The sequence below is a fragment of the Methylobacterium sp. ME121 genome, assembly GCF_000974725.1.
Lineage (GTDB): Bacteria > Pseudomonadota > Alphaproteobacteria > Rhizobiales > Beijerinckiaceae > Methylobacterium > Methylobacterium radiotolerans.
Genome location: NZ_BBUX01000011.1, coordinates 1 through 12515, shown reverse-complemented (window position 1 = coordinate 12515; position 12515 = coordinate 1). Strand labels below are relative to the sequence as shown.

General features: G+C 72.1%; 11 protein-coding genes. 7 read left to right on the top strand and 4 right to left on the bottom strand.

What is annotated here, in order from left to right:
* The first annotated feature begins 301 nt into the window (after window positions 1–301).
* The 6 genes from ME121_RS10065 to ME121_RS10040 all read left to right on the top strand — a co-directional run bounded on the left by ME121_RS10065 (window position 302) and on the right by ME121_RS10040 (window position 5912).
* Window positions 302–562, top strand: a complete 261-nt coding sequence (locus ME121_RS10065) for a hypothetical protein (RefSeq protein WP_024827331.1) — start codon at window positions 302–304, stop codon at window positions 560–562.
* Between the two features lie 55 nt (window positions 563–617).
* Window positions 618–1508: an SMP-30/gluconolactonase/LRE family protein gene (locus tag ME121_RS10060; protein ID WP_012329631.1), complete on the top strand. Its 891-nt coding sequence runs from the start codon at window positions 618–620 to the stop codon at window positions 1506–1508.
* A 76-nt stretch (window positions 1509–1584) separates the two neighbouring features.
* Window positions 1585–3414, top strand: coding sequence for a glycoside hydrolase family 15 protein (locus ME121_RS10055; RefSeq protein WP_059408780.1), 1830 nt, complete (start codon window positions 1585–1587; stop codon window positions 3412–3414).
* A gap of 68 nt (window positions 3415–3482) precedes the next feature.
* On the top strand, window positions 3483–3995 hold the full coding sequence (locus ME121_RS10050; protein ID WP_029358073.1) for a hypothetical protein: 513 nt from the start codon (window positions 3483–3485) through the stop codon (window positions 3993–3995).
* Window positions 3996–4254: 259 nt separating this feature from the next.
* Entirely contained in the window at window positions 4255–4464 is a 210-nt protein-coding gene (locus ME121_RS10045; RefSeq protein ID WP_012329634.1) for a hypothetical protein, read from the top strand.
* Window positions 4465–4715: 251 nt separating this feature from the next.
* A complete protein-coding gene (locus ME121_RS10040; RefSeq protein ID WP_059408779.1) occupies window positions 4716–5912 on the top strand; it encodes an FAD-dependent monooxygenase in 1197 nt (398 codons plus the stop codon).
* 179 nt (window positions 5913–6091) lie between these two features.
* On the opposite strand, the gene ME121_RS10035 is transcribed toward ME121_RS10040, so the two are convergent.
* Window positions 6092–6862, bottom strand: coding sequence for a DUF72 domain-containing protein (locus tag ME121_RS10035; RefSeq protein ID WP_059408778.1), 771 nt, complete (start codon window positions 6860–6862; stop codon window positions 6092–6094).
* Between the two features lie 66 nt (window positions 6863–6928).
* Between ME121_RS10035 and ME121_RS10030 the strand changes: the two genes are divergently transcribed.
* On the top strand, window positions 6929–7288 hold the full coding sequence (locus ME121_RS10030; protein WP_059408777.1) for a DUF4186 domain-containing protein: 360 nt from the start codon (window positions 6929–6931) through the stop codon (window positions 7286–7288).
* A gap of 64 nt (window positions 7289–7352) precedes the next feature.
* Here the strand turns inward: ME121_RS10030 and ME121_RS10025 are convergent, their stop codons facing one another.
* The 3 genes from ME121_RS10025 to ME121_RS33520 form a co-directional block, all read right to left on the bottom strand.
* The gene (locus ME121_RS10025; RefSeq protein ID WP_179240048.1) at window positions 7353–9728 is read right to left on the bottom strand and encodes a type IA DNA topoisomerase; all 2376 of its coding nucleotides are present in this window, start codon (window positions 9726–9728) and stop codon (window positions 7353–7355) included.
* Between the two features lie 470 nt (window positions 9729–10198).
* Complete coding sequence (locus ME121_RS10020) at window positions 10199–11965, bottom strand: monovalent cation:proton antiporter-2 (CPA2) family protein (RefSeq protein WP_012329639.1); 1767 nt, start codon at window positions 11963–11965, stop codon at window positions 10199–10201.
* 225 nt (window positions 11966–12190) lie between these two features.
* Window positions 12191–12515, bottom strand: a 325-nt coding sequence (locus tag ME121_RS33520; RefSeq protein WP_491892831.1) for a hypothetical protein, incomplete at its 5' end; no start/stop codon positions are given.

Genomic DNA, 12515 nt, shown 5'->3' with positions numbered 1-12515 from the left:
CCGCGTTTAATCCGCGCCGATGCGTGCGTGGGGGCACTCCGCGATTGCATGTCGTCGCCTACATTGCCATCGCGGCGGAATATTACGGGCCCATTCACGGCTCGTGATTTTGCCGAGACTGCGGATTAAACGACGATTACATGCGAACGGCGTCGCTGCTCTTGTCTGGCGCGGGGCGGGCGCACCCGATGCCCGGGTTGTCGCTCGCGGATCTCCTGCCGGTCGTCGGTTCTCGCCGCGAGGACGGGCGCGTCCCGCCGCGCAGGCACATCAGAGCGGAGATTGAATCGGGAGGCTCGCCATGACTGTCGGAACAGCACTGACGCGCGGAGCGGTCATCGGCCTCGTCGCGCCGTTCATCGGCATCCATGCGGCGCTGGCAGCCCCGTTCACGGGGACGGGCGGCGGCCCTGAGACCACGATCAACGCGCCGTACCGCTCGTCGGTGGGGCAGACGGTGCCGCCCGGCGCGGGGGCCGCGCCGCTGCACGATCCGCGCGAGCGGACGCGCCGGCAGAAGGACCTCGACGCAGTCCTCGGCAGCGTCTGCGACGGGTGCTGACACCGTCGCGACAGGTCCGCCTCACTCATCGACTGGCACGAACGGGAACGAGCAGTTGCGTCCTCCACACGACATCCGAATCCTCAGCCAGGTGCGCTGCCACCTCGGCGAAGGGCCGAGCTACGATCCGCGTACCGGGACGGCGTGGTGGGTCGATATCCTGGAAGCGCGCCTGTTCGAGAAGCCGATCGCCAGCGCCCAGAAGGCGCTGGTCCACGTCCTGCCCGTCCAGGTCAGCGACGTCGCGGCGATCGACGGCGCCCACCAGCTGCTCTCGGCGGAGGACGGTCTCTATGTCCGGTCGATCCGGGACGGGGACATCCGGATGCTCTGCCCCCTCGAGGAGGATCTGCTCGACAACCGCTCCAACGACGGCCGCGTCCATCCGAGCGGGGCCCTGTGGATCGGCACGATGGATCGCGACGCCACTAAGGGGCGTGGATCGATCTATCACGTGGCCGGCACGAAGGTGCACCGCCTCTTCGGTGGCCTGACGATCCCCAACGGCATCAGCTTCTCGCCGGACGGCGCCACCGGCTACTTCGTCGATACCGACGTCGGCGTGCTTCACCGCGTGCCGCTCGACCCGAGGACCGGGCTGCCGCGGGGGCCGGTCGCGATCCACTTCGACCATCGCGGCGGCGAGGGCGCGATCGACGGGGCCGCCGTCGATGCCGAGGGCCTGATCTGGACGGCGCGCTTCGGCGCCGGCTGCCTCGACGCCTACAGCCCCGCGGGCGAGCGGGTCCGCACCGTCTCGGTGCCGATGCGGCAACCGACCTGCCCGACCTTCGCGGGCCGCGACCTCGACCGCCTGCTGGTCACGTCCGCCTACGAGGGCATGGACGCGGCGGACCGCGCCGAGGATCCGGAGCACGGCCGAACCATCCTGATCGACGTGGGCGCGCGGGGGCTGCTGGAGCCGGCCTTCCGGCTCTGCGCCTGACCCAGCGGATCCGGCCGGAACCCGTTCCTCGCGCGCCCTCGGCCCGGGCGTCGGAGCCCGACCCTCAGGAGATTCCATGACCGACGCGGGCGAGCGCCCCTATCAGCCCATCGAAGCCTACGCCCTCCTCAGCAACTGCGAGGGGTGCGCGCTCGTCGCCCGCGACGGGTCGATCGACTGGGCCTGCCTGGAGCGCTTCGACGCCGACCCGGCCTTCTCCCGGCTGCTCGACCGCCGGCGTGGCGGCCATTTCTCCATCCGCCCCGAGGGGCGGTACGAGACGACGCGGCAGTACCTGAGCCGCAGCAACATCCTGGAGACCACCTTCACCACGCCGGACGGCTTCGTGACCCTGCACGACTTCATGGTCGGGCCGGAGGGCGGCCCGGACCGGCCCCGGTTGGTCCGGCACGTCAGCGGCGTGTCGGGCCGCGTCCCGATCGCGGTCGCCTACCGGCCGCTGGCGGGCTTCGCCGAGGCCGTCGCGCCGCCGGAGATCGCGGGCGGACGGGTGACGGCACCGGGATGCCCGGGCCTCGTCGCGGATGTCGAGTTCGTGCGGGACGGGACCGGCGCCGCGGCGCGGTTCGTCCTGGAGGGCGGGCAGGCGCGGAGCTTCAGCCTCTACGGCGATGCCCTGCCGGACGCGCCGCCGGACGCGCGCGCCCTGATGGAGCGGACGCGCAGCGCCTGGGTGCTGTGGACGCAGGACGCCGCCTATACCGGGCCGCTCGCGGACGAGCTGATCCGGTCGGCGCTCGTGCTCAAGGCGCTGACCTACGCGCCGACCGGCGCGATGGTGGCGGCGGCCACGACCTCGCTGCCGGAGGAGATCGGCGGGATCCGCAACTGGGATTACCGGTTCTGCTGGATCCGCGACGCGTGCCTGTCCTTCTACGTCCTGAAGAAGTTCGGCATGCTGCGCGAAGCCGAGGCCTTCTTCGGGTTCGTGGCCGAACTCTGCGCGCGGGCGAAGGGGCGGCTGCGGCCGCTCTACAGCGTCTCGGGCGAGGCCGATCTCACCGAGGCCACGATCGCGCATTTCGAGGGCTGGCGGGGCAGCGCGCCGGTTCGGGCGGGCAACGAGGCCGCCGAGCAGCATCAGGCCGACGCGTACGGACAGGTGCTCGACCTGCTCTACCTCTACACACGCCTGGGCGGCACGCTCCCGGACGCGATGCACGGGCACGGCGCCCGGCTGGCCGACATCTCCGCCGCGCACTGGCACCGGCCCGACGCGGGCCTCTGGGAGCCGCGCAAGCCCGAGCAGCGCTACCTCCACGCGGCGATCATGAACTGGGTCGCCCTGGACCGGGCGATCCGCCTGTTCGGCCCGCGCGAGACCTGGTGCCGGGAGCGCGACCGGATCGTCGCGTGCGTGAACGGCCCGGGGATCCACCGGGACGGCTACTACCCGCAATACCTCGGCGGGGACGACGTCGATGCCGCCCTGCTGATGGCGCCCATGGTCGGCTTCCCGATCGACGAGGCCGCCTTCGCCCGGACCGTGGACGTCGTCATCGAGCGCCTCGGGCACGGCCACCTCGTCTACCGCTACCGCAACGGCGACGGCCTGCCCGGCCACGAGGGCACCTTCCTGCTCTGCGCCTTCTGGCTGGTCGACGCGCTGCTCTGGCTCGGCCGGGACGCGGAGGCGCGGCTGCGCTTCAACGCCCTGCGCGCCCTCCAGAACGACGTCGGGCTCTACGCCGAGGAGGTCGCGCCGGACGGCGCGTTCCTGGGGAACTTCCCGCAGGCGTTCAGCCATCTCGGCTTCATCCACAGCGCCCTGATGCTCGACCTGTTCGACCACGGCGGCCGCCCGGCGGTGCAGGGCACCTACGCCGACCGGTCCCTGCGCGAGACGGCGCTGCGCCGGAGTCCGACCCTGGGCGGGCCCGCCTGACCGCCGCGCGTTCCGCCCTGCCCGCCTCACCACCCGCCTCGCCACCCGCGTCGCTACCTGGAGTGCCCATGTCCCGATCGAGCCGTCACGAAGCCCGTCTCCTGAGCGTCGACGAGGCCGATCTCGTCGCGCGCTCGCATCATCCCAGGCTCGCCGAGGCCGATGACGGCGGCTTGGCGGAGCTGGTCGCGCGTCTTCGGGAAAGCCGGGACCGCGCGCGGCATATCTCCCGCCGGCAGCGCCGCGAGCTGCGCGGCAAGGCCGACCCGTCCGGCGCGCGGGCCGCGACGGACAACACCGGGACACGCCGGAAGGCCGCGGTGCTGGCGGCCGCGGTGAAGCGTGCCAGCAAGGAGAGCGAGCGCAGGCGCAACGCCCGGGCGCGCGGTCGCCTGGTCACGAGCTCCCGCAGGGCGCTGGCGATGAGGCAGGCCGCCGGCGATCCCGGTCCCGCGCGGCCGTCCACGCGCGAAGCGCACGATGGCATGCGGCCCGTGCCCAACGACGGCCTCGCACCGTCGGGCGCCCTCGACAGTGCGGGCCATGAGATCGCGCGGCGGCGCGGCGGCGGCCCGCGGTAGCGCCGGACCCGGCCGGCCCGAGCGGGCGCTCCGGGCCGAGCCCTTCTCCCCCCGGCGTCCGCCTCCGCGGCATCTCACCGGGGGCGGACGGGCCGGAGCGGATCTCGCGAGGTCCCGCTCCAGGCTCCCTGTCGAAGAGCGCGACCGCGTCCAAGGACGGAGCGACAGAGGTCGTCAGTCCTGGCAGGGTGGGATCCGTTCGCGGCCCTGAGCCGATGCAGAGCGCGCACCGACAGGTGCGGGCACGAGGATGTCGTCGATGCGGGGCGCCGCGCTGGTTTTCGGAACACTTCTCGTCATCGCGACCTTCGTGTGGTTCATGTACTTCGTCCCTCTGGGATGCGCGATGAACACGACGGGATGCCGGGAGACGTTCACCGTCTGGAGCGGCGGCGGCCTGGTCCATTTCTGGGCCCCGCTCCTCGTCGCAGCCTCGGCGATCGTCTTCGGATTGTCGGGCTCCAGGTAGATTGGCGGTGTCATCGTCCCTCGATGGATGCGCACCGATCTCCACAGTCGTCGACGGATCTGTTCGGGAGCGATGAGGCGAGCATCGATGCCGTGGCGGACGATGCGGCCGGGATCATCGCGATGGCCGGGCAGCCGTTCCGGTGATCTTGCTCGCGGGTCACAGCCCGGCGTGCCGGCGCGAGCGGCCGATATCGGCGGTGGCAACCTGGTCCACCGGACGGTGTTGGGTCCCCCGGAGGTCGCTTCGGTATGGCGCGTCGCATCCTGATCACCGGCGCCAGCATCGCCGGCAACACGGCGGCCTGGTGGCTCGGCCGCAGCGGCTTCGACGTGACCGTGGTCGAGCGCGCGCCCGCCTTCCGGGATGGTGGGCAGAACATCGACGTGCGCGGCGTCGGTCGCACGGTGCTGCGCCGGATGGGCCTGGAGCGGGCCGCCCTCGACAGCGGTACCGGCGAGGAGGGGACGGCCTGGATCGACGGTCAGGGGCGGGTCGCCGCGCGATTCGACGTCGCCGGGTCCGCGGGCGATGGCCCGACCGCCGAGATGGAGATCCTGCGCGGCGACCTGGCCCGCCTTCTCTACGAGCCGGCCCGGGAGCGGGCCCGCTACCGCTTCGGCGACCGCGTGGCCCGCGTCGCGGAGGACGAGGACGCGGTCGCCGTCACCTTCGCGAACGGCGCGACGGAACGCTACGACGCGGTGATCGTGGCCGAGGGCGTCGGCTCATCGACCCGCGAGCTCGTCTTTCCCGGGGAGAATGCGCCGCGCTGGATGGATCTGACCATCGCCTACTTCACCATTCCCCGAACCCCCGACGACGACCGGATGTGGCGCTGGTTCAACGCGAGGGGCGGCCGCAGTATCTCGCTGCGGCCGGACCAGCACGGCACCACGCGCGCGATGCTGACGCTCCGTCAACCGCCCGGCGGCGAGCAGGAATGGGATATCGCCCGGCAGAAGGCGTTCCTGCGGGCGCGTTTCGAGGGCGCCGGGTGGCAAGCCGAGCGCGTCGTGGCTGGTCTGGACGGGGCGGACGATCTCTACCTCGACGTCCTGCGCCAGGTGCGGATGAAGCGCTGGTCGTCCGGCCGCGTCGCGCTGACCGGCGACGCGGCTTGGTGCGCGACGCCGCTCGCGGGAATCGGAACGACGCTGGCGGTCACCGGCGCCTGCGTGCTGGCCGGCGAGCTGGCCCGCGCCGACACGGTCGGGGCCGCGTTCGCGGCGTACGAACGGGCGATGCGCCCGTATGTCGAGCGGGCGCAGAGTGTTCCCAAGCTCGCGCCGAAGCTCATGAATCCGCGGACGCGGACCGGCATCCGTCTCCTCCACGCGGCCCTGGACGTCGCGAGTCGGCCCGTGGTTCGCCGCGTCACCGCGAAGCTGTTCGACGGGCGATCCGAGGAGCCCGATCTCTCCGCTTATCTCGGTCGATCGGCTTGATCCGACAGCGCGGCACCCGCGCGCCGCACGGTTTTACCGCGAGCGCTCGGATCTCCGCGGCCCGGCGCGCTGCGGGCTCTGACCCGGGGCTGGTGCGCGACACCGTCTGTTGTCGGCGCCGCCCCTGCCGGCACGCAGGTCAGTGCCGGCACGCGACAATCCTCTCCATCCCCGTGAGATCACTGTCCGGTCTTTCGTGAATCGGATCCCTGCCGGGTCCCGACGCGCGCGAGCATGTCGAGGGCGTCACCGATCGCCGCGAACGCCGCGGTGTTGTCGAAGATGCACCACGCGCGACGGCCGAGGGCCTCGTGCTCTTCGAGTCGCTCGGCGATCCGGGACAGGACGCGCGGCTCGTACGCCGAGTGGTACATCCGCGGCGAGCCGTGGAGCCGGTAGTAGACGAGGTCCGGCCAGCCGCCGGGCACGGCGGCGTTCCGGACCGGCGCGGGGTCGGCCGCGACGCGGGCGATCGCGAGGCCGACGAGCAGGCGATCGACATCCTGGGTGAACCACGTGGCGTGGCGCGGCTCACAGACGATGTCGCCCGGGAAGCGCCGCCGGAATTCCGTCAGGAAGGACGCCGCGGACGGGCTGTCGAAGGCCAGACTCGGCGGGAGCTGGAGCAGCAGCGGCCCGAGCCTCGTCCCGAGACCTGCGACCTCACCGAGGAAGCGCGCGAGGGGCTCGTCCGCTCCGATGAGGCGCCGCTCGTGCGTGACCGACCGCGGCACCTTCACGGCGAAGCGGAACCCGTCCGGCACCGCCGCGGCCCATTTCGCGTACGTCGTCACCCGATGGGGCCGATAGAAGGAGGAGTTGATCTCGACGGCGGGAAAGCGCTGTGCGTACCGCTCCAGGTGGCTGCCCGCCTCTGGAAATCGCGGCGCGTAGGTCTTGGGCAGGCTCCAGCCCGCGGTACCGACGGCGATGGCGTCTGATGGATGCATGGAATACCGCTCGTAGCCGAAGCCATGCCGGCCCGACCGGCGATCGGTAGACCGGGACCTGCGCGCATGCGAGCGCTCGACGAGGTGTTCGACCGTCTCCCGCACTCCGCGTTCCGTCGACGATTCCGGCTGGCGCCCGCCGATCGCGCTTATCTCCGGGCGAAGGGGCTCCCGACGGTCCTGGACCATGCGCGGGACTTCGTGCGGCGACGCCTCGCGCCCGCCGAGCCCAGGAACGACGGCAAGCAGACGCCCTTCCGCGGCCACCCCGTCTTCACAGCGCAGCACGCGTCGGCAATCTGCTGCCGCGGCTGTCTGGCCAAGTGGCACGCGATTCCCGCGGGCCGGGAATTGACCGCGGCCGAGCAGGCCCACGCGGTCGCGGCGATCGCGCGCTGGCTGCGCTCCCAGGACGTCGAGGCCTGAGGCGCGCCCGAGCCCGGGCGCTGCCGCCGGGCGCCGCGATTCCCGACACGCCCGCCGAAGCGGTTCAGGCCCGGCGGCGTGCCGTCGCTGGTCGCGGCGTCCGGGCCGACCGGCCCCGCCGCTTCTCCCGCTCCGCGGATTTCTTGCCCTTCGGCCCTCCGGCACTCGCCTCGCCCCTCCCCTGCCGCGGCGGCGCGGCGTGCGCGTCGAGGAAGCGGCGGCACGCGTCGAAGTCGGTCTCCGCCTCCGGAGGGCACGGGACGCCGCGCTGCTGGGCGAGGCTGCGCGCGTAGCCGAGCATCGCCGCGCTCGGGATCCGCTGGCCGCCGGCGTGGTCCGCCTGCGCGGCGCGCGGTCCGGCATGGGTGTCGAGGAACGCGCGGCAGACGCTGATGCTGCTCCTGCAGCCGCGCGGCAGCGTCACGCCCTTCCGCTCGGAGAGGCTCACCGCGAACGCCATCATGGCCGGCGTCGGTGGCCGCTGGTCGCCCTGACCGGCTGGGATCAGGCTCGGATCGAGGCTGACCGCCGGCGCCTGCGCAATCGCGGCGATCAGGTCGTCGAGACGGGCGCGGGTGCGCTGCCGGAAGGCGTTCGCGCGCGCGACGGCCTCGGCCCGCGTGGCCGCCCGTCCGATCTCGGCGAGCTCCGCCTCGAACATGGCGCGCCCGACCGGATCCCCGTAGGCCGGGAACACCCCGCGCACCGCGCGGATGAAGGTCCGGCCGACCTCGGTGACCTCGATGGCCGGATCCTTTCCCGTGGACAGCATGATGTAGCGGCTCTTCAGGAGCTTGGGCAGGATCGTGTCCCGGGTCGCGGCGGTCCCGAGCCCCTTCGGCTCGTTCGGGTTGGCCGGGTTCTCCAGGGCGCGCTTGGCGGCCGGATCGTCCACCTGGTCGATCAGCCGACCCATCACCACCGGCAACTCGCCCCGGGTGATCCGCCGCGGCGGCTCGGTCATCGCGGTGGCGACGTCCGCCGTCGCGGCGGAGGCGGCCTCGCCGTCGGTCACGAGCGGCAGGCGGGTGGCGGTGGCTTCCGCCTCGCGCTTGGCCTTGCCGGGCACGACGTCCGCCTCGGCCTCGGCCTCGCTGCCGTAGATCGCGCGCCAACCGGGCGCGCGCACGACGCTGCCGGAGACGGCGAACCGCTTCACGCCGAGCGGTGTCTCGACCTCCGCCGTGACGCTCGTGCGCGCGTCGACACCGTCGGGAAGGTGCGCGGCGAGGTAGGCCTTCGCCACGAGCTCCCACACTCGGAACTGATCGGCGCCGAGACGGCCGCGCTCGGGCGCCTTGCGCAGGGGCACGATGGCGTGGTGCTCGCCCGGATCCGCGACGTAGTGGCCCTTGAGACCGCGACGGATCAGCGGCGCAGCGTCTCGCGGAACCACCGCGTTCAGATCGGTCAGGACGGTCGTGACGGCCGCGATGACCGCGGCGGCATCGCCGGCCTGGCCCTCCGGCAGGTGCTCGGACTCCGTGCGCGGGTAGCTGAGGTACCCCTGATCGTAGAGGTCCTGGGCGACGCCGGCCGTGTGCTGCGGGTCCCAGCCGAACCGCTTGGCGCAGCGCCGCGCCAGGGTATCCTTCGAGAACAGCCGGGGCGGTGCTCGCCGGACATCTTTGTGCGCGACCGCCAGAGGGCCCGACCACGTCGCCGCGGCGGACCGGATCGTCTCGGCGATCGCCGCGTCGAAGATCCGCTCCTTCGGGGCGTGCCAGAGGGTGAGTTCCGCGCCCGAGCGGGTGGCCAGGTGCACCGCGACCTTGAAGAAGTCCTGCGGCACGAAGGACCGGATCCGCTCCTCCAAATCCGTCAGGATGGCGAGGGTGGGCGTCTGCACGCCGCCGAAGCGCCACGGCTCCCGGAAGGCGGGCGGGCGCAGGCGCAGCGAGATCGCCCGCGTGCCGTTCAGGCCGAGATGATAGTCCTCGTACTGCCGGCAGAGCGCCTCGAGGTAGGCGGCGTAGTCCCGCTCGCCCGAGTCGGGATCCTTGGCCAGGGCCGCGAAGGCGCGTCGGATCGACACTTCGTCGAGCGCGCCGAGCTTGAGCCGGTCGACACGCCCGTGCCAGCCGAGATGCTCGAGCACTTCCCAGGCGATCATCGAGCCCTCACGACCGGGATCGGTGGCGATAATCACGCGCTCGACGCCGGTCAGCGCCTGCCGGATCGCGGCGATCTTCGACTCGTGCGACTGGCCGGACCGGTTCGTCCCGTAGCCGACCGGGATCGTGGCGAGGACGATCGGGAGGACGTCGAAGCGCCAGGGCTTCCACTCGGGCCGGATGCTGCCCGGCTCCTCGGCCGACAGCAGGTGTCCCTCCGCGGCCACGCAGACCGTGCTCGGCGAGCGGAAGAAGCGCTGCAGCTGGCGCATCGCCGAGGGCTTCTCGAAGAAGAACAGCGTGCGACCGGAGCTCGGAGGTGGCATGTCGCTGACCGATAGGACTGTCGCCGCACCGGGCGGTGGTTCCCATTTTGTTCCAGACGGGTGCCGCTTGCAACCGGCGCCATCGATCGAGGGTTAGCCGAGGCCGCGGCACCGCGGGGGCGCCTGCGGCGCCGGTCACGAGAGCTCCGTTCGCCGAGCCGACGCATCGGATCGGTCGAGACCGTCGCGGACGCCTGGAGGCTCTGCCTTCGCAGCCCGTCGGACGGAGGAGCGTGGCGCGCGGTGGCTCCCTCCGGGCGCGGTCGTGTCCGAGCCGGGCGAGGCCGCCGGGTGCACCGGGCATGCCGTGTCGCCGGATCTTCGCCTGCGTGCGCCGCGCCATCGACGGCCGGGCGTTCGGCGCCCCGAAGGCTCCGAACGCCCGGCTGCGCGACACGGTCTTCCCGCCCCTAAGACCTGCCGGGACGGGCCGGCATCCTGCTGGCGTGGAACCGAGACCCGGTCGCCCACTAGCCGGCGCCGTGCGCCGAGACGGTCTTGTTGCCGTGAATGAGCTCCCGGCCGGCATAGAGCCCGCCGACGACCTGAAGATCGAGACGCTCCGCGTCGCGGCGCCGGACCTCTTCCATGATCGCGCTGGCCGCTTCCGGGTCGGCGCCGGTCGTCAGGAGGGCCTGCTCGCCGAGGAGCAGGGCCGAGGCGACAGTCTCCCGGATCTGGTAGGCCACGCCGGCCTGGATCAGTTCGACGGCGTGTTCCCGATCGCGGGCGCGCGCCAGCACGGGTACCAGGGGGAATTCCGCCTTGGCGATCTCCGCGACGCGCCTGGCCATGGCGGTGTCGTCGACGCAGATCAGGATCGCCCGCGCCGTCGCGGCACCGGCCGCGTGGAGGATGTCGAGGCGCGTGCCGTCGCCGTAATAGACCTTGAAGCCGAAGCCCTCGGCGAGACGGATGTTGCCCGGGTTCGTGTCGATGATCGAGACGGAGCAGCCCTGCGCGATCAGCGGCTGACTGGCGATCTGACCGAAGCGACCGAACCCGACGATGAGGGCGCTGCCCACGAGATCCTCGGGCGCCTCGACGCCGTCGGTGGACAGGGCGGCCTTGGGGCCGAGACGGTCGAAGGCGACGACCATCAGCGGCGTGATCGCCATCGACAGGATGATGGTGGCTGTCAGGACGGCGTTGGTCGTGCCGTCGATGATGCCGGCGCTCGCGGCGGCCGCGTACAGCACGAAGGCGAACTCGCCGCCCTGCGCCATGAGGGCCGCGCGCTCCAGCGACTCGGCATGGGAGGCGCGCAGAATCCGGGCCACGCCGTAGATGAGCAGGCCCTTCACGGCCATGTAGGCGGCGACGCCCGCCAGGATCAGACCGGCGTTCGCGGCGATCACGGTCAGGTCGAGGGACATCCCGACGCCCAGGAAGAACAGGCCGAGCAGGATGCCGCGGAACGGCTCGACATCGGCCTCCAGCTGGTGGCGGAAGCTCGATTCCGAGAGAAGGACGCCGGCCAGGAAGGCGCCCATCGCCATCGAGAGCCCGCCGAGCTGCATCGCGAGGGCCGAACCGAGCACGACCAGGAGGGCTGCGGCCGTCATGACCTCGCGCGCCTTGGAGGCCGCGAGGAGGCGGAACAGCGGGTTGAGCAGCCAACGGCCCGCGGCCACGAGCGCGCAGACCGAGACCAGGGCGATGGCGACCGTGACCGCGCGCTCCGTCGCGCTCGCTGCGCTCCCGCCCGGCGCGAGAAGGGCGACGGCGGCGAGGAGCGGGACGATGGCGAGATCCTCCAGCAGCAGGATCGCCACGATGCGCTGACCCTTCGGCGTCGAGAGCGCGCCGCGTTCCTCGAGGAGCTGCATGACGATCGCGGTCGAGGTCAGCACGAAGCCGGTGCCGGCCACGAAGGCGACGGTGACTGGGAAGCCCAGGGCGAGCCCGACCAGGGTGAGGGCCGCGATGCAGGCGCCCACTTGGGCGAGGCCGAGACCGAAGATCGCGCGGCGCATGCCCCAGAGCCGGGAGGGCTCCATCTCCAGCCCGATGATGAACAGGAACATCACGACGCCGAGCTCGGCCACGTGGAGGATGGCGTGGGCATCCGTGAACAGGCCCAGACCGAAGGGGCCGATCGCCAGTCCCGCCAGGAGGTAGCCGAGCACCGAGCCGAGGCCGAGCCGCTTGAACAGCGGGACGGCGATGACGCCGGCCGCGAGGAGGGCGACGACCTGGACGAGCTCGCTTCCAGCACCGGATGCTTCGACAGCCATGGCGAAATCCTTTCGTGGGTGCGCTTGCGCCCTCCAGCCCGTGCGAGGCTCCGAGGACGCGTCGATCGACCCATCTTGAGGGAGGAAGGCTGAATCACAAATGGAAACTATCGAAACGGATCGTTTCGATCATGACCCTGCGGGCGACCTTCTTCGGCTTCGGCCAGGCCCGCGCGACCGAGCCCTCGAACGCACGTGCGACCCGACGCGTACCCCTTGTCCTGATCACCGACAGGCCCGCCGGATGGCTGCCGCCCCGGCGACTTCCCTCGGGTGGGACTTTGCCGGATCGGAGAGCGGTTTTCGTGCACCTCGAAGATCGCGGTCATCAGCGTCTCGCGCGCCGATACGGGAGCAGGTCGCGACCCGCTCGTCAGGCGCGCGCTCGAACAGGAGCGTTGTTCGCCTGTCGCGGAGGACGGAATGCTCGTCCGAGTCCCGGATACCGAGGCGTTCGCGGCGCGACGCGGATCTGCACCCCCACGGACCGGCCTCCCGATCCGGCCGCTCGGCACCGGTTCGGAGAGCCTCGCGGCCGATGTGGAAGGGC

Bases quoted from the DNA above. Each gene is read 5' to 3' on its own strand.
- ME121_RS10065 (WP_024827331.1), top strand. From the start codon at position 302: ATGACTGTCGGAACAGCACTGACGCGCGGAGCGGTCATCGGCCTCGTC.
- ME121_RS10055 (WP_059408780.1), top strand. From the start codon at position 1,585: ATGACCGACGCGGGCGAGCGCCCCTATCAGCCCATCGAAGCCTACGCC.
- ME121_RS10050 (WP_029358073.1), top strand. From the start codon at position 3,483: ATGTCCCGATCGAGCCGTCACGAAGCCCGTCTCCTGAGCGTCGACGAG.
- ME121_RS10045 (WP_012329634.1), top strand. From the start codon at position 4,255: ATGCGGGGCGCCGCGCTGGTTTTCGGAACACTTCTCGTCATCGCGACC.
- ME121_RS10040 (WP_059408779.1), top strand. From the start codon at position 4,716: ATGGCGCGTCGCATCCTGATCACCGGCGCCAGCATCGCCGGCAACACG.
- ME121_RS10035 (WP_059408778.1), bottom strand. From the start codon at position 6,862: ATGCATCCATCAGACGCCATCGCCGTCGGTACCGCGGGCTGGAGCCTG.
- ME121_RS10030 (WP_059408777.1), top strand. From the start codon at position 6,929: ATGCGAGCGCTCGACGAGGTGTTCGACCGTCTCCCGCACTCCGCGTTC.
- ME121_RS10025 (WP_179240048.1), bottom strand. From the start codon at position 9,728: ATGCCACCTCCGAGCTCCGGTCGCACGCTGTTCTTCTTCGAGAAGCCC.
- ME121_RS10020 (WP_012329639.1), bottom strand. From the start codon at position 11,965: ATGGCTGTCGAAGCATCCGGTGCTGGAAGCGAGCTCGTCCAGGTCGTC.